Source organism: Kitasatospora sp. NPDC001119 (assembly GCF_053598475.1).
The window spans coordinates 21,700-43,148 of the sequence record NZ_JBSFKI010000019.1; the positions used below are offsets into that span (position 1 = coordinate 21,700).

Genomic DNA, 21,449 nt, shown 5'->3' on the forward strand with positions numbered 1-21,449 from the left:
GCAGAACCCGAAGACTGATCGCAACCTCACACAGGCCCTAGGGGTACAGGGCCGCCGGGAGCCTGAAGCCGGGAGCCTGAAGCCGGGGGCTTGAAAGGGGAGCCTCAAGCCGGGGGGACTGAAGGAGCGTCAGTCCTACTCCTCCACCAGGAGCTTCTCCCGCAGCTGGGCCAAGGTCCGGGCGAGCAGCCGGGACACGTGCATCTGGGAGATCCCCACCTCGGCGGCGATCTGCGACTGGGTCATGTTCCGGAAGAACCGCAGCACCAGGATCTTCTGCTCCCGGGGCGGCAGTTGGGCCAGCAGCGGCTTGAGCGACTCGCGGTACTCGACGCCCTCCAGCGCCTCGTCGGTCGCGCCCAGGGTGTCCGCGACGGCCGGCGACTCGTCGTCGCTGTCCGGCACGTCCAGGGACAGCGTGGAGTACGCGTTGGCGGACTCCAGGCCCTCCAGGACGTCCTCCTCGGAGATCCCCAGGTGCTCGGCCAGCTCGTGCACCGTGGGGGAGCGGCCGTGCCGCTGGGAGAGCTCGCTGGTCGCCGTGGTGAGCGACAGCCGCAGCTCCTGGAGGCGGCGCGGGACGCGCACCGCCCAGCCCTTGTCGCGGAAGTGCCGCTTGATCTCCCCGACGATGGTCGGCGTCGCGTAGGTGGAGAACTCGACCCCGCGCTCGTGGTCGAAGCGGTCCACCGACTTGATCAGGCCGATGGTGGCGACCTGGGTCAGGTCGTCCAGCGGCTCGCCCCGGTTGCGGAAGCGCCGGGCCAGGTGCTCGACCAGCGGGATGTGCATCCGCACCAGCTGGTTGCGCAGCTCGACCCGCTCCGGGGAGCCCTCGGGCAGTGCGGACAGCCGGACGAACAGCGCGCGGGCGGCCTCCCGGTCCGGGGCGCCGGTGCGGTGCGAGCCCTGGGCGGGCAGGGCGACGTGCGGCTCGACCTCGGCCGTCGACTCGGCCTCGACCGCGGGGTCGGCCTCGACCGCCGGTTCCGTCCCGACGGCCGGGGCCGTCTCGTCCACCGGGTCCGGCGGGGGCGCGGAGGCAGGCGTCGGCTCGGACGTCGGCTCGGTGGGGTGGCTCATCCGCTGGGCGTCCTTCGGGTGCGCTTCGTCGTTGGCGGCGAGGCCGGGAACGCTCGCCTGGGTCGGTACGGCAGGTCCCGCCGTCGCGAGGCCGGTACGGTCCAGATCACTCACGGCCATTCCCCCGTTCCGTTCCGGGAGCACCGGGGCCGGTGGCCCCGGAATCGTCTCGTTGGTCGTACCGCGTGGGTGGCGGTACCGGGAGCCGTCCGTCGGTCCCCTGAGCGGGGGAGCGGCGGACGGCCCTTGCGCGGGTGCTGCTCGGTGCTGCTCGGTCGTGCGGTGCGGTCCGGCGCCCGACTAGTGGGAGGGGGACCCGCCGCGCTTCTTGTGCAGGCTGATCGTCACGGTCCTGTCCTCGGCGACCGAGGAGTCGACCTCGCCGGCCAGGGCGGAGAGCACCGTCCAGGCGAAGGTGTCCCGTTCGGGAGCCTTGCCGTCGGTGGTCGGGGCGGAGACGGTGACCTTCAACGAGTCGCCGACCAGCCGGAACTCGCAGGACAGTACGGAGCCGGGCACCGCCTGCTGGAGCAGGATGGCGCAGGCCTCGTCGACCGCGATCCGCAGGTCCTCGATCTCGTCGAGCGTGAAGTCCAACCGGGCCGCCAACCCGGCCGTCGCTGTTCGCAGGACGGAGAGGTAGGCCCCGGCTGCGGGCAGCCGGACCTCCACGAAGTCCTGAACGCCGAGATCGCCGTCGATCTGGGACACCCTTGCCTCCTGGGTGGCGCGCTGTGCTTTCTTGGTACCCCGCTTGTTACCGCTTGCTACCCCCGAAGGGGGCCCGGCGCCGCGGATCCGCCATCGCTCTGCCTTCCGCACCCCGGTTCGGGAGTTACTCATGGTAAGGCATTGCGACGCAGGGTGGCAGACCCTTTCCCCGGACTCCCGGGAGCCGTTCAGCGCTGCCCGGCGGCGGCCAGCGCCCCGTCGGAGAGCCGGTACACCGTCCACTCGTCCATCGGCACCGCGCCGATCGACTTGTAGAAGTCGATCGAGGGCTGGTTCCAGTCCAGGACCGACCACTCGACCCGGGAGTAGCCGCGCTCGACGGCGATCCGGGCGAGTTCCAGCAGCAGCGCCTTGCCGTGGCCGCCGCCGCGCGCCTCCGGGCGGACGTACAGGTCCTCCAGGTAGATCCCGTGGGTGCCGCGCCAGGTCGAGAAGTTGCGGAACCAGACCGCGAAGCCGACCGGTTCACCGGTGGCGTCGTCCTCGGCGATCAGCCCGAACAGGGCCGGGTTCTCGCCGAACAGGGCCTCGTGCAGCTGCTCCTCGGTGGCCTTCGCCTCGTGCAGGGCCTTCTCGTACTCCGCGAGTTCGCGGATCATGGCGTGGACGACGGGGACGTCGGTGGCGACGGCGGTGCGGATCATGTCCGTGAGCCTACTGCTCGGGACCGGTCTCGTCCCAGGCCTGGAGGGAGGTCTGGTCGATGATCCGGCCGTCCCGCAGACCGGCCATCGAGGACATCAGCACCCGGACGCCGTCCGGGTACCGGCAGGACTCCAGGAAGGCGACGTGGTCGCCCTGGACGACCACCTGTTCCAGTGTGTGGGTCATCTCGCGGCCGTAGACGTCGTCCAGCATGGCGCCGATCTCCTCCCGCCCGTGCATCACCAGGGGGTGGCTGGGCTGGGTCTTGCGGTCGACCATGCGCAGTTCGGCGTCCTCCGCGTAGAGCGCCAGGAGGGCCTCGGCGTCGCGGCGTTCGATGCCCTCGCGCAGTGCGCGGGTGTCGAAGGCGGCGGGGGCCGTCGTGGTGGTCATGATCTCGCTCCTCCGGTCGGGTTCCGTCGGCTCGTACCTTGAGCGTACGCCCGCGGCCGCCCGGACCCGGAGGAGCGGGATCCGGGCCGGTCAGGAGGCCGGCACGGTGCGCAGGTAGGCGGCCAGCGCGCTGATCGCGGCCGGGTTGCGCGGGCTCTCCACCAGGTCGACGTAGTCCATGACGAAGATCCGGCCGTTCCTGACCGCGGCGACGTCGGCCAGCGGCGGGAAGGACATCAGGAACTTCCGCTTCTCCTCGGCCTTCGGCGTCGCGTAGTCGTTGATCACGATCACCTCGGGGTCGCGCCGCACCACGCTCTCCCAGCCGGCCGTGACCCAGCTGTCGGCGAGGTCGCCCATGATGTTGGTCCCGCCCGCCTTGGCGATGATCTCGTTGGCGGCGGCGAACTTCCCGGCGGTGTACGGCTTGTCCTGCCCGCTGTCGTACAGGAAGACGGACGGGCGGCGCTCGGGCTGCGGCACGGCGGCGATCCGCGCCTTGAAGTCCGCGATCAGCTGGTCGGAGCGGTCCTTGACGTCGAAGATCTCGCCGAGGTTGGCCAGGTCGGTGTAGAGCGCCTCCAGCGGGTCCATCACGCCGCGCTCGGTGCCCTTGCCGCTGCGGCAGGACTCGCTGAGCACGTACGAGTCGACGCCGAGCGCCCTGAAGGCCTGCGGGGTGACGCCGCTGCCCTCGTCGAAGCCGTAGTGCCAGCCGGCGAAGACCAGGTCGGCCTTGGCGTCCAGCGCGATCTCCTTGGTGAGGATCTTCTTGGAGAGCCAGGTGGCCTGCTGGTAGCCGTCCTTCCAGGCGACCTGGTCGATCTTCCCCTTGTCGTCGGGCATCACGTAGCCGGCCATCCGGTCGGCGAGGCCGAGCGAGAGCATCAGTTCGGTGATGTTGACGTCGTTGGTCACCACCCGGGCGGGCTTCTGCGCGAAGGTGAGCTTCTCCCCGCAGTTGTCCACCGTCACGGGGTAGTGGGCGGAGGCGGTGGCGGCCTCCTTCGGGGCGATCTCGGCGCCGCAGCCGACGAGTCCGAGGGCGAGCAGGGCGGTGGCGGCAACGGCCTTGGTGCGCACGGGAGTTCCTTGGGGGTCAGGGGAGGCGGTCGAAGAGCAGCTGGAGGGCGCCGGTCTCCGGGTGGCGCACCGGGGTGCCCCGGACGCCGAACACCTCGGCCAGCAGGGCGGGTCGGAGCACCTCGTCGGGCGGCCCGGAGGCGACGATCCGGCCGTCCCGCAGGACGTACAGCAGGTCGCAGTGGCCCGCCGCCAGGTTGAGGTCGTGCAGCGCGGTGAGCACCGTCGGACCGGCCTCGCGGGCGAGCGCCAGCACCTCCAACTGGTGCGCGATGTCGAGGTGGTTGGTGGGTTCGTCCAGCACCAGCAGGCGCGGCTCCTGGACCAGCGCGCGGGCGAACAGCACCCGCTGCTTCTCGCCCCCGGACAGGCTCAGGAAGCCCCGCTCGGCGAGGTGCCCGGCCCGGACCTTGCGCAGCGCCTCGGCGCAGCGCCGCTCGTCCCCGTCGACTTGGGCGCCGAAGCCGCGGCGGTGCGGCAGCCGGCCCATGGCGACCACCTCGGCGACGGTGAAGTCGAACTCGGCGGAGTGCTCCTGGGTCAGCGCGGCCACCCGGCGGGCGCTCTCGCGGGCGGTGAGGGCGTGCAGGTCGTCGCCGGCCAGCCGGACCACGCCGCCGGCCGGCTTCAGCACCCGGTAGACGCAGCGCAGCAGGGTCGACTTGCCGCTGCCGTTGGGGCCGATCAGCCCGACCACCTGTCCGGCGGCGGCCGCCAGGCTCACCTCGTGGACCAGCCGGGTGCCGGCCAGCTCCACCGAGACGCCGTCGACGGCGAGGTCCTGGGCGTGCACCGGGGTCGGGTCGGTCGTCGCGGTCACCGGGCACCTCCGAAGGCCTGGCCGCGGCGGCGCATCATCACCAGGAAGGCGGGCACGCCGAGCACCGCGGTGAACACCCCGACGGGCAGTTCGGCGGGCGCCAGCAGGGTGCGCGAGGCGATGTCCACCCAGACCAGCAGCAGCGCCCCGGCGAGCGGCGCGACCACCAGCACCCGGCGGTGCCCGGCGCCGACCAGCATCCGCGCCAGGTGCGGCATCAGCAGCCCGACGAAGCCGATCGCCCCGCTGACCGCGACCACGGTGCCGGTGACGGCGGCGGTCACCACGAACAGCTCGCGGCGCAGCCGGTCCGGGTCCACGCCGAGCGAGGCGGAGGTCTCGTCGCCCATCGCGAGCGCGTCCAGCCGCCCGGCGGTGCAGGCCAGGTAGGCGAGCCCGGCCAGCACGGTGACGGCGGCGATCGGCACCTTGCCCCAGGTGGCGCCGCCGAGGCTGCCGAGCAGCCACATCATGACGTCCCGGGCGGCCTCGCCGCGGTCGGCGGCGAAGACCATCAGGGTGGTGGCGGCGGAGAAGCCGTACGACAGCGCGGTGCCGGTGAGCACCAGCCGCAGCGGGGTGAGCCCGTACGCGGTGCGGGCCGTGACGTAGACCAGGGTCATGGCGGCCAGCGCGGAGCCGAAGGCGGAGGCGGAGATCGCCCACACCCCGAGCGAGGCGAAGGCGCCGAACAGCATCACGGCATTGGCGCCGACGGCCGCGCCGGAGGAGATGCCGAGCACGAAGGGGTCCGCCAGCGCGTTGCGCACCAGGGCCTGGACGGCGACCCCGCAGGCGGCCAGCCCGGCGCCGACCACGGCGGCCAGCACGGTGCGCGGCAGCCGGATCTCCCAGACGATCGCGTACGCGGCCGCCTCGTCCGCGTCCAGCCGGCCGCCCGTCAGCCCGGCGCCCAGGAGCCGCAGCACCCGGGGCAGGCCGAGCCCGGAGGAGCCGAGGGCGACCCCGCAGACCAGGGAGAGCAGCAGGGCGGCGGCGAGTCCGGCGGCGAGCGGGACGACGGGTATTCGGCGGGCGGGCGGGCCGACTGCACGGTTGACGGGTGCGCGGTTCACGGGTGCGCCTTGCCTCGGGCCGGGAGCGCGCCGGGGCGGGCGCGGGCCGGGGGCGTGCCGGGGCGCCGTTCCCCTCGCAGTCCGCGGCGAGTTGTCGGGAGGTCGGCGGCCGAGGGCGATCGGGCTGGCGCGGCCGTACGGGCGGGTACGGGCCGTGCTCACCGTTGCGGGTCAGCGCCGGATTCGCACCGGACTTCCCCCTCGGACGCCCTGGCAGCATAACAGCCACTCAGGGCAGGCAACCCTTACCGAGCCGGGTCGGACGTGAACGCACGACCGCCCCCGTCCGGCGGTGCGGACGGGGGCGGTCGGGTGGCGACGCGTCAGGCTCAGGCCTGCTTGGTCTCCCAGAAGATTTTGTCGACCTGGGCGATCAGGTCGAGCAGGGCCTGGCCGGTGGCCGGGTCCGTGGACGCCTTGGCGGCCGAGGCGGCCTTCAGGGTGTCGTTGATCAGCTGGTGCAGCTGCGGGTACTTCTCGAAGTGCGGGGCCTTGAAGTAGTCGCTCCACAGCACCGAGATGTGGTGCTTGACGGCCTCGGCGCGCTGCTCCTTGATGATGACGGCGCGGGCGCGGAAGTGCGGGTCCTCGTTGGCCTGGTACTTCTCCTGGGTGGCCTTGACCGACTCGGCCTCCAGCTTGGCCTGCGCGGGGTCGTAGACGCCGCAGGGCAGGTCGCAGTGGGCGTGGACGGTGGCGCGCGGTGCAAACAGACGAGAGAACATGGGAGTCCTTCCTTAGATCGTCTTCCCGCGCCCGAGATTACCCTTCCGCCCTCCCGGTTTCGCGATCGGGCGGTGGGCCTAGGGCGAAAGACGGACCGGGAACCGGCGCAATCCGGACATCGGACGGACGGCGGTCCGTACGGCAGACTGGGGGCGCGAGCGGGGGCGGGAGGAGGAGTCGTGGCGCGGAGCACGCGAGCGGAGGGCGCCGGGGCGGGGGAGCGCGGCCCGGGCGGCGCGCTGCCGTTCGGGCTGGTCGACGTGGCGGGGCCGTCGATGGTCCCGACCCTGCGCGAGGGCGACCGGCTGCTGGTCCGCTACGGCGCGCCGATCCGGCCCGGCGCGGTGGTGGTCTTCCGGCACCCCTTCCAGCAGGACCTGCTGGTGGTGAAGCGGGCTGCCGAGCGCCGGGCCACGGGCTGGTGGCTGCTCTCCGACAACCGCCCGGTGGACAGCGACAGCCGCAGCTACGGCGCCGTCCCGGACGAGCTGGTGCTCGGCCGGGTGCTGCTGCGGCTGCGCCCGAGCCCGGTCTGGCTGGCGCCGGGGCGCCGGCTGGAGCGGCTGCTGCTCACCCCGCGGCTGGCCCGGGTGCCGGGCCTGGCCCGCCGGCTCGGCGCCTGGGTCGAGGAGGTCTAGCGGGCCGCTACGCCCGGGCCGCCGCCTCCGCCTCCAGGCGCTTGCGGGCCCGGTAGGCGGCCACGTTGGCGCGGGTCGCGCAGCGGTCCGAGCAGTAGCGGCGGGAGCGGTTGGTCGAGGTGTCCAGGTAGGCGTTGCGGCAGGGCGCGGCCTGGCAGATGCCGAGCCGGTCGGCGCCCAGCTCGGTGAGGTGGACGGCCAGGCCCATGCAGGCGACCGCGCTGAAGTGGGCGGTGGCGGTGGGGGAGTTGTCGGCCAGGTGCAGGTGCCAGCGCGGCCGCCCGGCGTCGTCCAGGTAGTCGTGCCCGGAGATCAGCGGGCTGACCGGGTACTCCATCAGCAGGCTGTTCAGCAGGTCGACGCCGCGGATCTCGTCCCCGCCGGCGGCGGCCTCGAAGACCCCGCGCAGCCGGGTCCGCACCGCCCGCAGCCGGGGCACGTCGGACTCGTCGGCGAGCGAGCGGGCCCGCGAGGAGTCGGAGAAGAGACCGCGCACCGCCTCCACGGAGGTCAGCGAGTCGGTGCCGCGCTCGGGCTCCTCGGTGTTCACCAGCCGGACGGCGAGATCGGCGTAGGCGGCGAGCTCCACAGGGGTCCTTCCAGGGGGGTCGGTAACGGGCTGACTGCCTCCAGCCTATTACCCGGGCGGGGAAAACGACGGCGCCCGGCAGGAGTGACCTGCCGGGCGCCGGGCGTACGGGCTCAGAGCACCTTGGAGAGGAAGGCCCTGGTGCGCTCGTGCTGCGGGTCGGTGAGCACCTCGCGGGGGTTGCCGGACTCGACCACCACCCCGCCGTCCATGAACACCAGCGCGTCGCCGACCTCGCGGGCGAAGCCCATCTCGTGGGTGACGACCACCATGGTCATGCCCTCCTCGGCGAGGCCGCGCATGACGTCGAGGACGTCGCCGACCAGCTCCGGGTCGAGCGCGGAGGTCGGCTCGTCGAAGAGCATCAGCTTGGGCTTCATGGCCAGCGCGCGGGCGATCGCCACGCGCTGCTGCTGGCCGCCGGAGAGCTGCGAGGGGTAGTTCTTCGCCTTGTCGGCGAGGCCGACCCGCTCCAGCAGGGCCATCCCGCGCTCGCGGGCGTCGGCCCGGCTCTCGCCCTTGACCTGGACCGGCGCCTCCATGACGTTCTCGACGGCGGTCATGTGCGGGAACAGGTTGAAGCGCTGGAAGACCATGCCGATGTCGCGCCGCTTGAGGGCGACCTCGCGGTCCCTGAGCTCGTGCAGCCGGTCGCCCTTCTGCCGGTAGCCGACCAGCTCGCCGTCCACCCAGAGGCGGCCGCCGTTGATCTTCTCCAGGTGGTTGATGCACCGCAGGAAGGTCGACTTGCCGGAGCCGGACGGGCCGATCAGGCAGAACACCTCGCCCTGCCTGACCTCCAGGTCGATGCCCTTGAGCACCTCGACCAGGCCGTACGACTTGTGCACGTTCTCGGCGCGGACCATCGGCTCGCCGGACGCGGCGCCGGCGGGGGACTTGGTCGGATCGGTCATACGTGACCACCTCCCTCGAGCCCCGGGACGACGTCGGCGGTCGTCCTGGGGGCGGGCTTCCCGGCGAACAGCCTCCGCAGCCGCTGCAGCGGGGTGGGCGGGAGGGTGCGGTTGGAACCTCGGGCGTAGTGGCGCTCGATGTAGTACTGGCCGATGGTCAGCACCGAGGTGAAGAACAGGTACCAGAGGCTGACCACGATCAGCAGCGGGATGTTCTGGTAGTTCCGGGAGTAGATGACCTGGCCGGCCCGGAAGATCTCCTCCAGGGAGATCACGGAGACCAGCGAGGTGGTCTTGAGCATCGAGATGGTCTCGTTGCCGGTCGGCGGGATGATCACCCGCATGGCCTGCGGCAGGACGATCCGGCGCATGGTCTGGAACCGGCTCATGCCGAGCGCGTGCGCGGCCTCGGTCTGGCCCTCGTCCACCGACTGGATGCCGCCGCGGACGATCTCCGCCATGTAGGCGGCCTCGTTGAGGCCGAGGCCCAGCAGCGCGGCGACGAAGGTCGGGATCAGCACGTTGGTCTGCTCGGACCAGAACTCCGGCCCCCACGGGACGCCGATCGACAGCTTGGCCCAGATCAGGCCGAGGAAGTTCCAGAACACCAGCTGCACCAGCACCGGGGTGCCGCGGAAGATCCAGATGTAGACCCACGCGACGCCGGCCAGCAGCGGGTTCGGGGACAGGCGCATCACCGCGAGGACGATGCCGCCGACCACACCCATGAGCATGGCGAGCACGGTCAGTTCCAGCGTCACCAGCAGGCCGTGCATGATGCTGTCGTGGAACAGGTACTGACCGACGATGTCCCACTTGAAAGCGGGGTTGGTGAAGAGGGCGCTCACCAGCATCGCCGCGAGTACGGCGATGACGACGGCGCCGGCCCAGCGTCCGGGGTGGCGGACGGGGACGGCCTTGATGGTCTCGGGCCGGCCCTGCTCCGCCGTCCCCTTGTCCAAAGAGTTCACGGTGTGGCCTCGGGGGAGAAGATGGAGCGGACGAGGGTCAGCTGACGGCGCCGTTGACGGTCGAGGTGGTGATGGCGCCGGACTCGACCCCCCACTTGGCGAGGATCTGCTTGTAGGTGCCGTCGTCGATCAGCGACTGGACGGCCCCCTGGACGGCCGGGGTGAGCTTGGAGCCCTTGGCCAGCGCGACGCCGTAGGGGGCCACGCCGTAGGTCTCGCCGACCTTCTCCAGCTGGCCGCCGGACTGCTTGATCGCGTAGTCGACGACCTGGGAGTCGGCCATCATCGCCTGGTCGCGCCCGGAGACCACGGCGTTGGTGACGTCCGTCTGGAGGTCGAACTTGTCGCCGCCGTTCTGGACGCCCGGCTTGCCGGCCTTGGCGCAGTCCGGGTCGCGGGTGTCCTTGATCTCGTCGGCCTGGGTGGTGCCGGTCTGGACGGCGACCTTCTTGCCGCAGAGGTCCTTCGGGTCGATCTTCTCCGGGTTGCCCTTCTTCACCGCGACGGCGCTGCCGGAGTTGAAGTAGGTGACCATGTCGACGATCTGCTCGCGCTCCTTGTTGTCCGTGAAGGACGACATGCCGAGCTGGAACTTGTTCGACTGGATGCCGGGGATGATCGCGGTGAAGCCGGAGTCCTGGACCTCGGCCTTCAGTCCGAGCTTGGCGGCGATGGCGTTGGCCAGGTCGACGTCCATGCCGATGACCTTGCCGCTGTCGTCCTTGAACTCGTCCGGCGCGTACGAGGCGTCGGCGCCGACCAGGAGCTTGCCGGCGGCCTTGACGTCGTCCGGGACGAGCCCGGCCAGCTTGGGGTCGGCCTTGACCTCGTTGACGGTCGCGGAGGCGTTGGGGGCGCCGCTGCTCTCGCTCTTGCTGCTGCTGCAACCGGTCAGCACCAGGGAGACCGAGGCGGCGACCACACCGGCTGCGAAGAGCCGGCTGCGCTGGGTACGGGTGGTCATGAGGGGGATCTCCATCCTGGGGGAGAGAGGTCGGGCGGAGCGCGCCGCGGGAGCGGCGCACCGGAACGGCGAGCCGCGCGGCTCGGTACGGGTGCGTGTCGCCGTACGTCGTCGTACGTGCAGGCCGGGTCGTGCAGTTGCCCGGGCGCGGGGGAGCCGTCCGGGGTTGTACGAGGTACTGCTTCCGCCACCCTCCGCCGAGGTGGACGTTGACCGGACGGCCTCGACCAGTGGCCGGCTCGATCCGAGATGGGGGGAATCCTGCCATCTGATGACAGTCAGGTGGCCCTCATCCAGATCAAAATCGGATAACGAGGGGTCGCGCTGTCCGCTATTCGGACTTATTCCGCGCCCCTGTCACTCTGCGCATAAGTATGCAGATCGGTCCGTGCCGTCCCCGGAGGCCCGCCGCCCCCGCCTCAGATGCCCCCGTTGACCACCGCGTTCTGCGCCGCGCCGGCGCCGACGTTCCACTTGGCCAGGATCTTGTCGTACTCGCCGCTGCGGATCAGCTGGTCGATCGCCCCGGCCAGCACGTCCCGCAGCGGCCCGTCGTCCTTGCGCACCGCGATCCCGTACGGGTTGGAGGTGGACTGCCCGCCGGTCACCTCGAAGCGGGCGCCGCCGTCGGTGGTCTTCGCCGCGTAGGCGGCCACCGGGTAGTCGTTCAGGCCGGCCGCGGCGGCGCCGGAGGCGACCTCGGCCAGCGCCTTGGTGTCGCTGTCCAGCTTGTGCGGGGTCAGCGGACGGCCGGCCCGGGTGCAGACGCCGACCTGGCGGGTGACGATCTCGTCCTGGGTGGTGCCCTGCTGGAACGCGACGGTCTTGCCGCACAGGTCGTCCAGGCCCCTGATCCCCTTGGGGTTGCCCTTCGGGACGACGATCGAGGTGCCCGCGATGAAGTAGTCCACGAAGTCCACGCCCGGGCCGGTCGGCTTGCCGGTCTCGTCCACCGCGTCCCGGCGCCGGCGGGTGTCGCTGAGCGCGGACATCGCCACGTCGTACTGCTTGGCCTGGAGGTTCGGCACCAGCTTGTCGAAGGGGGTGTCGACGAACTCGACCCGCACGTCGAGGATCCGGCCCAGGGCGGCGGCGAGGTCCGGGTCGAGGCCGGTCGGCTTGCCGTCCGGGCCGCGGAACTCCACCGGGGCGTAGTTGACGTCCATGCCGACCCGCAGCGCGCCGGCCGACCGCTGGGCCTTCGGGAGCTTGCCGCGGAGGTCCTTGACCGGGTCGCCCGGGGCGGCCTGCCCGCCGCCGCAGCCGGTCAGCAGGAGGGCCCCGGCGGCGGCCAGGGCGGCGCCGGTCGGGACCGGACGGAGGGCGTGGCGGACGTGCGGCATGAGGGCGGCTCCTGAGGGAGGGAGGTGGGGCCGCCACGGTGTCGCACGGGTGTACGCGAAATGGCGGACAAGCGATCCTGCCATCCCGCCCTGCCGGGCCCGGCGGCGGGTGTGTCAGAATTCGGTACCGGGTGACCCCCGAACGCTCGAACCAGGCCGACGAGCCCCGACAGGCTCGGGGTGCCCGGGAACGGAAGTCCTCACGCGGCTCCGTATCCGGGGCACCGGATCCCCTTCGGCCTGTGTTCACTCCTGCGGGTGCGCGTGCGCTCATGCCGTTGCCGCCGCCGGAGCCCGGCGCTTCCGACGCCGGGCCCCTGTGACGCGACAGCGCGGCGATGAACCGTACGTGACGAGGACGAAAAGGCATAGGTGCGATGCCTTCCTCCGACCTACGCTCGGCCCGGAAGCACAACGCGGACAACACAGACCCCATACAACCCTCATCCGAGGGCGCCGCCCGACGGCAGCGCCCCGACCCCGACCCCGGGTCCGCTTCGGCGTACCCGGTTTCCGGTTTCCGGACGGGTCGCCCTGCCCGTCGGCCGCGCGTCCTCGCCAGATCAATGACGAAGAGGTCATCGTGGCAGCGGAGATCATTCACAGCAGCACCCAGGACACCGAGGATCCGGTCGACGCGGTCTTCGCGCTCCACCGCGGCGGGAAGATGGAGATCCGGGCGACCGTCCCGGTGCGCGACGCGGACGACCTGTCCCTCGCCTACACCCCCGGTGTCGCCCGGGTCTGCACGGCCATCGCCGAGCAGCCGGAGCTGGTCAACGACTACACCTGGAAGTCCAACACCGTCGCGGTGGTCACCGACGGCACCGCGGTGCTGGGCCTCGGCGACATCGGCCCGCAGGCCTCGCTGCCCGTGATGGAGGGCAAGGCCATCCTGTTCAAGCAGTTCGGCGGCGTGGACGCGGTGCCGATCGCGCTCGACTGCACCGGGGTCGACGAGATCGTCGAGACCGTGGTCCGGCTGGCGCCCTCCTTCGGCGGCGTCAACCTGGAGGACATCTCCGCGCCCCGCTGCTTCGAGATCGAGCGCCGGCTCCAGGAGGCCCTGGACATCCCGGTCTTCCACGACGACCAGCACGGCACCGCGATCGTCACCACCGCGGCCCTGTGGAACGCGGCCAAGGTGACGGGCCGTGAGATCGGCTCGCTGCGGGCCGTCATCTCCGGCGCCGGCGCGGCCGGCATCGCCATCGCCAAGATGCTGGTCGCGGCCGGCATCGGCGACGTGGCCGTCTGCGACCGCAAGGGCGTGGTGTACGAGGGCCGCGGCGACCTCACCGACGTCAAGGCCGAGATCGCCGGGCGGACCAACCGCACCGGCCTCAAGGGCTCGCTGGCCGACGCGATGGCCGGCGCCGACGTGTTCATCGGCGTCTCCGGCGGCACCGTGCCGGAGGAGGTCGTGGCGACCATGGCCGAGGGCGCGTTCGTCTTCGCGATGGCCAACCCCAACCCGGAGATCCACCCGGAGGTCGCCCACAAGTACGCCGCCGTGGTGGCCACCGGCCGCAGCGACTTCCCGAACCAGATCAACAACGTGCTGGCCTTCCCGGGCATCTTCGCGGGCGCCCTCCAGGTCCGCGCCTCCCGGATCACCGAGGGCATGAAGCTGGCCGCCGCCAAGGCGCTGGCCGGCGTCGTGGCCGACGAGCTGACGCCGCAGAAGGTCATCCCCTCGCCGTTCGACGAGCGGGTCGCGCCGGCGGTCACCAAGGCCGTCGCCGAGGCCGCCCGGGCGGAGGGCGTCGCCCGGATCTGACGAGGTGATCGGGGGAGCGCGCCCGCCACGGCGGCCGCTCCCCCGCGTCCCCCCGAGCGCCCGGAGGCGAGCGGGGGAGCAGCAGCCGGGACACGCGTCACACCTCCGCGTGGTTCCCGGCCCCGGCCGTCGCGGCTATCGTCCGGGGCATGTTCGCTGCCTACGCCGCACGTACCGACGCCGCCGACCCGCTGAGCGGGCTGGAGCTGGGCGACCTCCCCGAGCCGCAGGCCCGCCCCGGGTGGAGCGTGGTCACCGTCCGGGCCGCCAGCCTCAACCACCACGACTTGTGGTCGCTGCGCGGGGTCGGCCTGCCCGCCGAGCGGCTGCCGATGATCCTCGGCTGCGACGCCGCCGGTGTCGACGAGCACGGCAACGAGGTGGTCCTGCACTCGGTGATCGGCCAGAGCGGCCACGGGGTCGGCCCGGACGAGCCGCGGTCCATCCTGACCGAGCGCTACCAGGGCACCTTCGCCCAGCGGGTCGCGGTGCCCACCTGGAACCTGCTGCCCAAGCCCGCCGGGCTGAGCTTCGAAGAGGCCGCCTGCCTGCCCACCGCCTGGCTGACGGCCTACCGGATGCTGTTCACCAACGCCGGGGTCAAGCCCGGGGACACCGTCCTGGTGCAGGGGGCGGGCGGCGGCGTGGCGACCGCGCTGATCGTCCTCGGCAAGGCGGCCGGCCTGCGGGTCTGGGTCACCGGTCGGGACGAGGCCAAGCGCGCCCGGGCGGTGGAGCTCGGCGCCGACGCGGCCTTCGAGAGCGGCGCCCGGCTGCCCGAGCGGGTGGACGCGGTGCTGGAGACGGTCGGCGCCGCGACCTGGTCGCACTCGGTGAAGTCGCTGCGCCCGGGCGGCACCATCGTCATCTCGGGGGCCACCTCCGGCACCAACCCGAGCTCCGTCGAGCTGAACCGGATCTTCTTCCTGGAGCTCAGGGTGGTCGGCTCGACCATGGGCACCAAGGAGGAGCTGGCCGGGCTGCTCGCGTTCTGCGCCAACACCGGCGTCCGGCCGGTGATCGACTCGGTGCTGCCGCTGGCCGAGGCCCGGGACGGCTTCGCCCGGCTCGCCGAGGGCGACGTCTTCGGGAAGATCGTCCTCACTCCCTGACGGCACCCCGCTCCTGACGGAGCCCCACCCCCTGGCGCCTGCCCGCGGGCGTGCGGCGGCCCGGTGCCTCCCGTGACGGGGGCACCGGGCCGCAGGAGCCGTTCCGGGCTCAGCCGAGCAGCCGCTTCAGCCGCTCGCCCGCGGCGCCCAGCACCGTACGGGCCTCGGCCAGCGTGTCCGCGTTCACCCCGCCGTCCCGGGCCGCGTCGCGGACCTGGTCGCGGAAGCGGTCGAGCAGCCGCTCCAGCTCGCGGGCCGGGTCCCCGGCCGGGTCGGTGGCGGCCCACGGCGGCAGGTCGGCCGGGGTGTCGGAGCCGTCCTTGTCCAGGTCGATCCTGGTCACGGTGACCCGCTCGGCGGGCTCGGCGGGCGGCTCCTCCGCGCCGTGGCCCCAGCGGGCCGCGTCCGCCAGGCCGGCCAGGCCCTTGGTCAGCTCGGACAGGCCCTCGGCCAGCCCGGTCGGCCAGTCGCCCTTCGCGGCGTGCTCGCGCACCTGCTGCTCGACCCGGCGCTTGATCCGCAGCGCCTCCTGCTGGGCCGCGGTGCGCGAGGCCTTGGCCTGCTCGCGCAGCCGTCGGGCCTCCGCCTCGGCGGCCTTCGCCTTGGCCTTGGCGGCCTTCTCCTGCTCCCGGGCGCGCTTGGCCTGCTCCTTGGCCTGCTGCTTGAACTGGGCGAACTCCTCCTTGGCGCGCTGCCAGGACTCGTTGTCGCCCCAGGGCCCGGCCCACGGGTCGCCGGGCTCGGTGCGCTCCGGCCCGGGCGCCTGCCGGGCGGCGTTCCACAGCTCCTCGCGCAGGTCCTTGGCGCTGTCCCGGACGTCCTCGCGGATCGCCCCGGCGAGCTGCGCCACGGAGTCCCGGATCTCCACCTCCAGCTCGTCCAACTCGACCTGTCGGGCTTCGAGTTCGGCGCGCCCGGCGTCGGTCAGCCGGTACACCTTGCGGCCGCCCTCGGTGCTGTGGGCGACCAGGCCCTCCTGCTCCAGCTTGGCCAGCCGCGGGTAGACCGTCCCGGCCGAGGGGGCGTACAGGCCCTGGAACCGCTCCTCCAGGAGCCGGATCACCTCGTAGCCGTGGCGCGGGGCCTCGTCCAGCAGCTTCAGCAGGTAGAGGCGGAGCCGGCCGTGGCCGAACACAGGGGTCATCTCAGGCCTCCTTGGTGAGGTTCGGGGTGCCCGGGCCGGCCGGGAGCTCCTTGACCACGACCGGGCCGTCCTCCTCCGCCTCGGGGCGGCGCAGCACGGTGACCGCGCCGGAGACGGTGGTGACGTGGAGGCTGCCGCGGCCCTCGCCGAGGCGGCCGGAGATCTTCTTGGCGCCCCAGGTGCTGCTCATCTGGAGCTCCTCGAAGGTGCTGGAGACGTCGCCGCTGGTGGAGCCGGCCTCGACGGTGGCGTCGGCCAGCGAGGGGATCCGGATCACGACGGCGCCGCTGACGGTGTTGACCTTGACGTCGGTCTCGCCGGCCACGTCGAGGTCCAGGGTGACGGCGCCGGTGACGGTGTTGGCCTGGACCCGGTCGGCGGTGCCGGCGATCACAGTGAGCTGCCCGGAGACGGTGTTGACCTTGAGCCGGCCGCCGACCGCGTGGGCGTCCACGTCACCGGTGACGGTGCCGGCCTCGATCTGGCCGGTGACCCCGGCGAGGGTGGTGTCGCCGTTGGCGCTCTGCACCGAGACGTGCCCGCTGACGCCGCTGACGGTGGTGTCGGCCGACACGGTGCCGACCTTGACCTCGACCTCGGTCGGGACGGTCACCGTCACGGCGGCGATCCGCTTGCGCTTGAAGGAGCCGAAGAGGTCCTTCACCGAGCCGACCGACTTGAGCCGGTCGCCGAACTCGCCCCAGCTGTGGATGTCCTTGTAGGTGACCGTCAGGACGCCGTCCACCAGGGTCACGTGCAGGGGCTCGCCGGCCAGCTCGGTGACCTCCAGGCGGGTCGGGCCCTCGGCCGCCACCACGTTCACCGTGCCCTCGATGGTCCGCACGTGCAGTGCGCGCACCGGCTCGTCGAAGGTGATCCTCTCGGTGCCCTCGACCGTCCACTGGCTCATGTCCGTCGCCTCCCGTTGTCGATCGCGATGTATCGCGTTCTCTTCTAAAGACGATATATCGCGTGCTGGCAGAGTCAAGCGCCCCGACCCCCGAACCCGACCCCGATCCGTCCCCGACCCGTCCCCGAGTCCTCCCCTACGAGGCCCCCGGGGTTCCGCATCCCTCCGCACCCTTCCGCACCCTTCCGCACCCTTCCGCGCCCGGACACGCGCGAGGCCCGGGAGGCGGTTGCCTCCCGGGCCTCACGGCGGCCGTCACCGGGTCACTCGTCGTCCTCGTCGTCGAGCCGCGCCAGCCAGGTGGCCAGCCGCTCGACCGGGACCTCGAAGTCCGGGTTGAGGTCGACGAAGGTGCGCAGCTGCTCGGCCAGCCACCCCAGGGTGACCTCCTCCTCGCCGCGCCGGTTCTCCAGCTCCTCGATGCCTCGGTCGGTGAAGTACACGGTTCGCTCCGGTCCGGTGGGGATTGACCTGGTCAGGATAGTCCGGGCCGGTCGGCCGTCGTACCGGTGGTGGCCCGGCGAACGCCCGCGGCCCCGTCCTCCCGGTGGGGAGGACGGGGCCGCGGGTGTGGAGAGCGTCGGGCTTCGGCGCGTCAGAGCGCGAAGACCTCCTCGACCAGCGCCTGCTGCTCGGCGGCGTGCCGCTTGGCCGAGCCGACCGCCGGGGACGAGGCGGCGGTACGGGCGACGCGGCGCAGACGGGCGTCGCCGCCGGTGCGGCCGATGACGACCTGGAGGTGGTCGACCAGGTTCATCGCGATGAACGGCCAGGCACCCTGGTTGGCCGGCTCCTCCTGCGCCCAGACGAACTGGACGTTGTCGCCGTAGCGGGCCAGCTCCTCCTGGAGCTCGGCCACCGGCAGCGGGTAGAGCCGCTCGACCCGGACGATCGCGGTGTCGGTGACGCCGCGCTCGGCGCGGGCCGCCGCCAGGTCGTAGTAGAACTTGCCGGCGGTGATGACCACCTTGCGGACCTGCGCCGGGTCGACGGTGGAGTCGCCGATGACCGGGCGGAACGAGCCGGACAGGAACTCCTCCGCCGCACTCGCCGCGGCCTTCAGACGCAGCATCGACTTCGGGGTGAAGACGACCAGCGGCTTGTGGTGCGGGTTGTGCGCCTGCCAGCGCAGCAGGTGGAAGTAGTTCGACGGCAGGGTCGGCATCGCGACCGTCATGTTGTCCTGCGCGCACATCTGCAGGAAACGCTCCGGACGGGCGGACGAGTGGTCCGGTCCCTGGCCCTCGTAGCCGTGCGGCAGCAGCAGGGTGACGCCGGAGTGCTGGCCCCACTTCTGCTCGGCGGAGGCGATGTACTCGTCCACCATGGTCTGCGCGCCGTTGACGAAGTCGCCGAACTGCGCCTCCCACATGACCAGCGCGTTCGGGCGGGTCAGCGAGTAGCCGTACTCGAAGCCCATGGCCGCGTACTCCGACAGCAGGCTGTCGTAGACGGTGTAGCGGGCCTGGTCCTCGGTGAGGTACTGCAGCGGGGTGTAGTCCTCGCCGGTCTTGCGGTCGATCAGGACGGCGTGCCGCTGGCCGAAGGTGCCGCGGCGGCTGTCCTGGCCGGCCAGGCGGACCGGGTGGCCCTCCATCAGCAGCGAGCCGATGGCGAGGGTCTCGCCCATCGCCCAGTCGATGGTGTTGTCCTCGACCGAGGCGGCGCGGCGCTGCAGCTGCGGCAGCAGGCGCGGGTGGACGGTCAGCCAGTCCGGGTGGTTGACCTGCGAGGCGGCGATCCGCTTGACCATCTCCTGGGAGATGCCGGTCTGGATGGAGACCGGGAAGTCGGCCTGCGGCTTGCCGGCGGTGGCGTCGGCCGGCGCCTGGGCCGCGTCGCGGACCTCGGCGAAGACCTTCTCCAGCTGGCCCTGGAAGTCCTGGAGCGCCTGCTCCGCCTCTTCCATGGTGATGTCGCCGCGACCGATCAGGCCCTCGGTGTACAGCTTGCGCACCGAGCGCTTCTTGTCGATCAGGTCGTACATCAGCGGCTGGGTGAACGACGGGTTGTCGGCCTCGTTGTGACCGCGGCGGCGGTAGCAGATGAGGTCGATCACCACGTCCTTGTGGAACGCCTGGCGGAACTCGAAGGCGAGCCGCGCGACGCGGACCACGGCCTCCGGGTCGTCGCCGTTCACGTGGAAGATCGGGGCCTCGATCATGCGGGCCACGTCGGTGCAGTACATCGAGGAGCGCGAGGACGCCGGGGCGGCGGTGAAGCCGACCTGGTTGTTCACCACGACGTGCACGGTGCCGCCGGTGCGGTAGCCGCGCAGCTGCGACATGTTCAGGGTCTCCGCGACGACGCCCTGGCCGGCGAAGGCCGCGTCGCCGTGGACCTGGATCGGCAGCACCGGGAAGGTGGTGCCGCCCTGGTCCAGGATGTCCTGCTTGGCGCGGGCGATGCCCTCGACGACCGGGTCGACCGTCTCCAGGTGGGAGGGGTTCGCGGCGAGCGAGACCTTGATGGTCTCGCCGTCCAGGCCGGTGAAGGTGCCCTCGGAGCCCAGGTGGTACTTGACGTCGCCGGAGCCGTGCATCGACTTCGGGTCGAGGTTGCCCTCGAACTCGCCGAAGATCTTGCCGTACGGCTTGCCGACGATGTTGGCCAGCACGTTCAGGCGGCCGCGGTGGGCCATGCCGATGACGGCCTCGTCGAGGCGGTGCTCGGCGGCGGAGTCGATGGTCGCGTCCAGCAGCGCGATCAGCGACTCACCGCCCTCCAGCGAGAAGCGCTTCTGGCCGACGTACTTGGTCTGCAGGAAGGTCTCGAAGGCCTCGGCCGAGTTCAGGCGGCGGAGGATCCGCAGCTGCTCCTCGCGCTCGGGCTTCGCGTACGGCTTCTCCAGGCGCTCCTGCAGCCACTTGCGCTGCTTCGGGTCCTGGATGTGCATGTACTCGATGCCGACGGTGCGGCAGTACGTGTTGCGCAGCAGGCCGAGGATGTCGCGGAGCTTCATCATCTTCTGGCCGCCGAAGCCGCCGACCGCGAACTCGCGCTCCAGGTCCCACAGGGTGAGGCCGTGGGTGGTGACGTCCAGGTCGGGGTGCTTGCGCTGCTTGTACTCCAGCGGGTCGGTGTCGGCCATGAGGTGGCCGCGGACCCGGTAGGAGTGGATCAGCTCCATGACGCGCGCGGTCTTGTTGACCTCGTCGTCGTGGGTGGTGGCGACGTCGGTGGCCCAGCGGACCGGCTCGTACGGGATCCGCAGCGACTCGAAGATCTCGTCGTAGAAGCCCTTTTCGCCGAGCAGCAGGCGGTGGATCTCGCGCAGGAACTCGCCGGACGCCGCGCCCTGGATGACGCGGTGGTCGTAGGTCGAGGTCAGCGTCATGATCTTGGAGACGCCCAGGCGGGACAGGGTCTCCGGGGCGGAGCCCTGGAACTCGGCCGGGTACTCCATGGCGCCGACGCCGACGATGGTGCCCTGGTTCTGCATCAGGCGCGGCACGGAGTGCACGGTGCCGATGCCGCCGGGGTTGGTCAGCGAGACCGTGACGCCGGTGAAGTCGTCCATGGTCAGCTTGTTGGCGCGGGCCCGGCGGACGATGTCCTCGTAGGCCTGCCAGAAGCCGAAGAAGTCGAGCGTCTCGGCCTTCTTGATGGCCGCGACGACCAGCTGGCGGTCGCCGTTCGGCTTGACCAGGTCGATGGCCAGGCCGAGGTTGACGTGCTCCGGCTTGACCAGGAAGGCCTTGCCGTTCTCCACCTTGTAGCTGTAGTTCATGCCCGGGGCGGCCTTGATGGCCTGGACCAGGGCGTAGCCGATCAGGTGGGTGAAGGAGACCTTGCCGCCGCGGGCGCGCTGCAGGTGGTTGTTGATGACGATGCGGTTGTCGATCAACAGCTTCGCCGGCACGGCGCGGACCGAGGTCGCGGTCGGCACCTCCAGCGAGGCGTCCATGTTGGTGGCGACGGCCTTGGCCGGGCCGCGGAGCTGGATCAGCTCGGGGCCGGCGGCGGCAGCGGGCTCGGCCGGCGCCGGGGCGGCGGCCTTGGGGGCCGGGGGCGCGGCGGGCGCGGCGGCGAGCGGAGCCGGGGCGGCGGCCGGAGCCGGAGCCGGGGCGGCCGGCGCCGGAGCGGCCGGAGCCGGAGCGGCGGCGGGCGCGGCCGGAGCAGCGGCTGCGACGGCGGGCGCGGGGGCAGCGGCAGGGGTCGGCGCGGGGCCGGCCTGGGTCGCGGCCTGGGTCACTGGGGTCACCTCGGTACCGGGCTTGTAGTCGGCGAAAAAGTCCCACCAGGCTCGGTCGACCGAGTTCGGGTCCTGGAGGTACTGCTGGTAGATCTCGTCGACGAGCCACTCATTGGGGCCGAAGCCAGTGGAGCTTGCCGAGCTGTTGGGGGTTTCAGGGGACTGTGGCGACACGGCGGCAACCGCCCTCTTCCGCTTCCTTTTGGGATGTTTGGACAGCGGGGATTAAGGCTACGCCCCTGACCAGTGATCGCGCAGTCCCCGGGGCCCAGGCGTCGCCCAGATCACAGTGCTGACCTGCACTTTGGCTGAAAAAGTGCGTTAGAAAGCC

General features: G+C 72.0%; 20 protein-coding genes and 1 riboswitch. Of the genes, 3 read left to right on the forward strand and 17 right to left on the reverse strand.

The window, feature by feature from the left end; genetic code table 11:
• Positions 1-135: 135 nt before the first annotated feature.
• The 8 genes from ACWDD9_RS23475 to sodN all read right to left on the reverse strand — a co-directional run bounded on the left by ACWDD9_RS23475 (position 136) and on the right by sodN (position 6,557).
• Positions 136-1,203 (reverse strand): RNA polymerase sigma factor SigF, encoded by a 1,068-nt coding sequence (locus tag ACWDD9_RS23475; protein WP_117489497.1) that lies wholly within the window; start codon positions 1,201-1,203, stop codon positions 136-138.
• Positions 1,204-1,383: 180 nt separating this feature from the next.
• Positions 1,384-1,794 (reverse strand): ATP-binding protein, encoded by a 411-nt coding sequence (locus ACWDD9_RS23480; protein ID WP_049649429.1) that lies wholly within the window; start codon positions 1,792-1,794, stop codon positions 1,384-1,386.
• 188 nt (positions 1,795-1,982) lie between these two features.
• Positions 1,983-2,459, reverse strand: coding sequence for a GNAT family N-acetyltransferase (locus ACWDD9_RS23485; protein WP_049649430.1), 477 nt, complete (start codon positions 2,457-2,459; stop codon positions 1,983-1,985).
• Between the two features lie 10 nt (positions 2,460-2,469).
• On the reverse strand, positions 2,470-2,853 hold the full coding sequence (locus tag ACWDD9_RS23490; RefSeq protein ID WP_049649431.1) for a nuclear transport factor 2 family protein: 384 nt from the start codon (positions 2,851-2,853) through the stop codon (positions 2,470-2,472).
• Positions 2,854-2,943: 90 nt separating this feature from the next.
• Positions 2,944-3,936: an ABC transporter substrate-binding protein gene (locus ACWDD9_RS23495; RefSeq protein WP_449812593.1), complete on the reverse strand. Its 993-nt coding sequence runs from the start codon at positions 3,934-3,936 to the stop codon at positions 2,944-2,946.
• A 16-nt stretch (positions 3,937-3,952) separates the two neighbouring features.
• Positions 3,953-4,756, reverse strand: a complete 804-nt coding sequence (locus ACWDD9_RS23500) for an ABC transporter ATP-binding protein (RefSeq protein WP_234348192.1) — start codon at positions 4,754-4,756, stop codon at positions 3,953-3,955.
• On the reverse strand, positions 4,753-5,832 hold the full coding sequence (locus tag ACWDD9_RS23505; protein WP_449812594.1) for a FecCD family ABC transporter permease: 1,080 nt from the start codon (positions 5,830-5,832) through the stop codon (positions 4,753-4,755). The genes ACWDD9_RS23500 and ACWDD9_RS23505 overlap by 4 nt, the downstream gene beginning before the upstream one ends.
• A gap of 123 nt (positions 5,833-5,955) precedes the next feature.
• Positions 5,956-6,094: riboswitch (cobalamin riboswitch) on the reverse strand.
• A gap of 67 nt (positions 6,095-6,161) precedes the next feature.
• Complete coding sequence (gene sodN, locus ACWDD9_RS23510) at positions 6,162-6,557, reverse strand: superoxide dismutase, Ni (RefSeq protein WP_049649434.1); 396 nt, start codon at positions 6,555-6,557, stop codon at positions 6,162-6,164.
• 276 nt (positions 6,558-6,833) lie between these two features.
• Here sodN and sodX point away from each other — a divergent pair, with 276 nt between their 5' ends.
• Positions 6,834-7,196 (forward strand): nickel-type superoxide dismutase maturation protease, encoded by a 363-nt coding sequence (gene sodX / locus ACWDD9_RS23515; protein ID WP_082345175.1) that lies wholly within the window; start codon positions 6,834-6,836, stop codon positions 7,194-7,196.
• Positions 7,197-7,203: 7 nt separating this feature from the next.
• Here the strand turns inward: sodX and ACWDD9_RS23520 are convergent, their stop codons facing one another.
• The 5 genes from ACWDD9_RS23520 to ACWDD9_RS23540 form a co-directional block, all read right to left on the reverse strand.
• Complete coding sequence (locus ACWDD9_RS23520; RefSeq protein WP_049649436.1) at positions 7,204-7,785, reverse strand: CGNR zinc finger domain-containing protein; 582 nt, start codon at positions 7,783-7,785, stop codon at positions 7,204-7,206.
• Positions 7,786-7,898: 113 nt separating this feature from the next.
• Positions 7,899-8,699: an amino acid ABC transporter ATP-binding protein gene (locus ACWDD9_RS23525; protein ID WP_388044579.1), complete on the reverse strand. Its 801-nt coding sequence runs from the start codon at positions 8,697-8,699 to the stop codon at positions 7,899-7,901.
• Positions 8,696-9,670, reverse strand: coding sequence for an amino acid ABC transporter permease (locus ACWDD9_RS23530; RefSeq protein WP_049649438.1), 975 nt, complete (start codon positions 9,668-9,670; stop codon positions 8,696-8,698). Before ACWDD9_RS23530 ends, ACWDD9_RS23525 begins: the two co-directional genes overlap by 4 nt.
• 37 nt (positions 9,671-9,707) lie before the next feature.
• The gene (locus ACWDD9_RS23535) at positions 9,708-10,634 is read right to left on the reverse strand and encodes an ABC transporter substrate-binding protein (RefSeq protein WP_063780035.1); all 927 of its coding nucleotides are present in this window, start codon (positions 10,632-10,634) and stop codon (positions 9,708-9,710) included.
• Between the two features lie 419 nt (positions 10,635-11,053).
• Positions 11,054-11,977, reverse strand: a complete 924-nt coding sequence (locus ACWDD9_RS23540; protein WP_449812595.1) for an ABC transporter substrate-binding protein — start codon at positions 11,975-11,977, stop codon at positions 11,054-11,056.
• A gap of 583 nt (positions 11,978-12,560) precedes the next feature.
• On the opposite strand from ACWDD9_RS23540, the gene ACWDD9_RS23545 reads away from it, so the two are divergent.
• The gene (locus tag ACWDD9_RS23545) at positions 12,561-13,757 is read left to right on the forward strand and encodes an NAD(P)-dependent malic enzyme (RefSeq protein ID WP_049649441.1); all 1,197 of its coding nucleotides are present in this window, start codon (positions 12,561-12,563) and stop codon (positions 13,755-13,757) included.
• A gap of 149 nt (positions 13,758-13,906) precedes the next feature.
• Positions 13,907-14,869 (forward strand): zinc-binding dehydrogenase, encoded by a 963-nt coding sequence (locus tag ACWDD9_RS23550; protein ID WP_449812596.1) that lies wholly within the window; start codon positions 13,907-13,909, stop codon positions 14,867-14,869.
• A gap of 109 nt (positions 14,870-14,978) precedes the next feature.
• Here the strand turns inward: ACWDD9_RS23550 and ACWDD9_RS23555 are convergent, their stop codons facing one another.
• The 4 genes from ACWDD9_RS23555 to ACWDD9_RS23570 form a co-directional block, all read right to left on the reverse strand.
• Positions 14,979-16,013, reverse strand: coding sequence for a PadR family transcriptional regulator (locus tag ACWDD9_RS23555; protein ID WP_049649443.1), 1,035 nt, complete (start codon positions 16,011-16,013; stop codon positions 14,979-14,981).
• 1 nt (position 16,014) lies between these two features.
• Entirely contained in the window at positions 16,015-16,923 is a 909-nt protein-coding gene (locus ACWDD9_RS23560) for a DUF4097 family beta strand repeat-containing protein (RefSeq protein ID WP_049649444.1), read from the reverse strand.
• Between the two features lie 263 nt (positions 16,924-17,186).
• Entirely contained in the window at positions 17,187-17,366 is a 180-nt protein-coding gene (locus ACWDD9_RS23565) for a DUF6104 family protein (RefSeq protein ID WP_049649445.1), read from the reverse strand.
• A gap of 152 nt (positions 17,367-17,518) precedes the next feature.
• Positions 17,519-21,292 (reverse strand): multifunctional oxoglutarate decarboxylase/oxoglutarate dehydrogenase thiamine pyrophosphate-binding subunit/dihydrolipoyllysine-residue succinyltransferase subunit, encoded by a 3,774-nt coding sequence (locus ACWDD9_RS23570; RefSeq protein WP_074001426.1) that lies wholly within the window; start codon positions 21,290-21,292, stop codon positions 17,519-17,521.
• Positions 21,293-21,449: the final 157 nt, after the last annotated feature.